The 2,647-nt window shown below is 56.3% G+C and carries 4 protein-coding genes; 1 reads left to right on the forward strand and 3 read right to left on the reverse strand.

Features of this window, described 5'->3' with window-relative positions; all coding sequences use genetic code 11:
• Nucleotides 1-237: hypothetical protein (locus AKU79_RS01355; RefSeq protein WP_231580071.1), on the forward strand; the 237-nt coding region annotated here is incomplete at its 5' end.
• A gap of 18 nt (nt 238-255) precedes the next feature.
• On the opposite strand, the gene AKU79_RS01360 is transcribed toward AKU79_RS01355, so the two are convergent.
• The 3 genes from AKU79_RS01360 to istB form a co-directional block, all read right to left on the reverse strand.
• On the reverse strand, nt 256-717 hold the full coding sequence (locus tag AKU79_RS01360; protein WP_050521798.1) for a hypothetical protein: 462 nt from the start codon (nt 715-717) through the stop codon (nt 256-258).
• The gene (locus AKU79_RS01365; protein WP_156209380.1) at nt 710-1,222 is read right to left on the reverse strand and encodes a hypothetical protein; all 513 of its coding nucleotides are present in this window, start codon (nt 1,220-1,222) and stop codon (nt 710-712) included. The genes AKU79_RS01360 and AKU79_RS01365 overlap by 8 nt, the downstream gene beginning before the upstream one ends.
• Before the next feature lie 805 nt (nt 1,223-2,027).
• A partial coding sequence (gene istB / locus AKU79_RS01370) for an IS21-like element helper ATPase IstB (RefSeq protein ID WP_050521800.1) occupies nt 2,028-2,647 on the reverse strand: 620 nt, incomplete at its 5' end.

Here is a 2,647-nt window from a genome sequence, read left to right on the forward strand (position 1 = left end):
GCGCCTAAGCCGTTGGGGCGGCCAAGGAGGCGGCCAGACACGCCGGACGAGTTGGCGGCGCTTATGGCGGTCTATTGGGCTGCTGACAGCGCCGTGCAAGGCATGTTTCAGGCGATTGAGGGGGAAGCGGATAGGTTGGCCTTCCTGCGGGCCTTGAAGGGCGTTGCGGATGCGCCCGACGATCCAAACGCACAACGGCGCTGGGGGCACTGGTATAGGGCGCTTGCGCGGGCCTAGAACAGCCCGCGCAAGGCGTTACTCGGACACAGGCAAAAGCAGAAACCGTGCTTGCGTCTCAACCGCCCCTCCGACGCGCTTGGCATCGCGCCAAAGCGTTTCGTAGATCAAAGTGTCTTCTATGTCCGGGCTGGGGTTTCGCTTCCATGCGGTAAAGGCTGGGATGTGCGTAAAGGCTTCCCTTTTTAGGCGGCTTCCGGCGTCCGCGATGTGGTGCCCCACGATCCAGCCGCCGGGGGCGTCAGGATCAGCAACTCGGAAAGACAGGATCAAAATCGGTTTGCCCTTGCCGGATGGTCTTTCCGCAAACAACCAGACCCGCCCAAGGCGCTTTGGGTTGCTGCGCAGCCAATCAGCGTCATTGCGGAGATCAAGTCCCTCATAGGCTTCGTCTGGGTATTTGAAGCTGATGTCATAAACATGGGCGGTGTTGCGTTTGTATTCGGCGGCGACTTTCGATGTGGTCAAAGTACTATTCATTGGGTGTTCCTTCTGTTGTTTTCGAGCGTCGGAGTTGGTGGTGTTCGCGGTTTGCGCGTTCGGGTGGCATTGGCTTGAATTGCGCCCGCCAATGGGCTGGGAGTTCCGAAAGGTCTGCGATGGTCACAAAGCGCAGAATTGACATGGCAAAACCGCCTTCGGCTTCTGCGTCTGCGGCAATGACCGACATGGCGAGTTCGTTTGCGTTTAGGATCGTGGGGTGGGTTTCCCACGCCTTGAGGGCGTCCGAAGTCAGGTGGGCTGAATGGGCCTCAAAATAGGCCACCTGAAAGCCTTCGGGGAGCGTTATGTCGAACAGTCGCACGACCAGAAGCAACACGCGCTTTTCGCGGCGGGTGTCGTCTCGAAAGAGCCGGATGCGGGCGACATTCTCTGGGTTATCGTTCAACCATTGCGCGTCCGAGTTGACGCAAAGGTCAGTCGGATAGATGCGATTTAGGTCAGGAAGCGGGCCGCTATAGCGGTGCATAAGTGCCTGTGGCATTGGGTCACCTGTTTGAATAGGTGTGGCATGGACGGCAGAGGAAACCTCTTGCCGGGGTGAATGCGTTGGACGACGCGCATGGTTTAACGTCCGGTGCGCTGGCGAGGCGCTTTAGTTCGCACACGGACAGCCCTGCGACCTGTCCTTAAATTGGGGTTTCCCCCTTCGCAGAGTTTTCTGTCTTGGACGCGACGCGCGTCCGCAAAGGAACTAACAAATCAATTTGGTTCTACCGGACGTGGACGCGGACGTGACGTCCGAGGTCCGCGTCCGGCGGCTCAAAAACCGCCGTTCGGGCACGGCTTATGACAGAATGACAAAGCAAATGAAGCAATCTCTATTTATGTCTGTATTGCTCTGCTTTTTTGCCTGTTTTGGCCTCTTTCCCCCTTTATCCTCTCTTTTCTCTACTTATTAAGAATAGGCTCCGTCATTTCGTCATGGTTTATATTTTTTTGTATTAAAACATTATGTTAAGTCTGACATTGCCTATGACTTTGGCCTGACTTTGCGTGACATTGCCCCCCCCTCTGCGCGCGCACGGCGGTTTTCGTGCAACGCTCCAAGGCAACGCAAAGCGGCTCGTCATGGCCATTGTCATACCCATTGACATGGCTCATCGTTGTCCTAAGGCGCCCCCGGCAGAAACCGAAACTCGTAAATGCGTGCGTGGGACTTGCGTGCAACCTCCACACCCTCAATTCCCCACAAGTTGCGCATTGGGCCTTTGATTGTTGATTGTCATTGAGAACTGACCCGGCATTTTCATCGAGATCTGACCCACCCAGCCGTTATGATCTGCTGGTTATGATGGCGTCAATGCTGTTGCCTCCTTTCGCTTTTTCTTCGCTGTTTCGGAGCTGGCCTTGAAGCGGTAGCTGTCATTGCCGGTCTCGAGGATGTGGCAGCGATGTGTGAGACGATCGAGCAGTGCTGTGGTCATTTTGGCATCGCCAAAGACGCTGGCCCATTCACTGAAGCTCAGGTTGGTGGTGATGATGACGCTGGTGCGTTCATACAGCTTGCTCAGAAGATGGAAGAGCAACGCGCCGCCGGAGGCGCTGAACGGCAGATATCCCAGCTCATCCAGGATCACCAAGTCGGTTTTGACCAGCGCCTCAGCGATCTTCCCGGCCTTGCCTTGGGCCTTTTCCTGCTCCAGTGCGTTGACCAGTTCAACCGTCGAGAAGAAGCGGACGCGCTTACGGTGATGCTCGATGGCCTGAATGCCAAGGGCGGTTGCAACATGCGATTTCCCTGTTCCCGGACCTCCGATCAGCACCACATTCTCGGCCGCGTCCATGAACTCACAACGATGGAGTTGTCTGACTAAGGCTTCACGGATCTCGCTGGCGGCAAAGTCGAAGCCGGAAAGGTCCTTGTAAGCCGGAAAGCGGGCCGCCTTCATGTGATAGGCGATAGAGC

The sequence above is a fragment of the Pseudorhodobacter wandonensis genome, assembly GCF_001202035.1.
In the GTDB taxonomy this organism is placed as follows: Bacteria; Pseudomonadota; Alphaproteobacteria; order Rhodobacterales; family Rhodobacteraceae; genus Pseudorhodobacter; species Pseudorhodobacter wandonensis.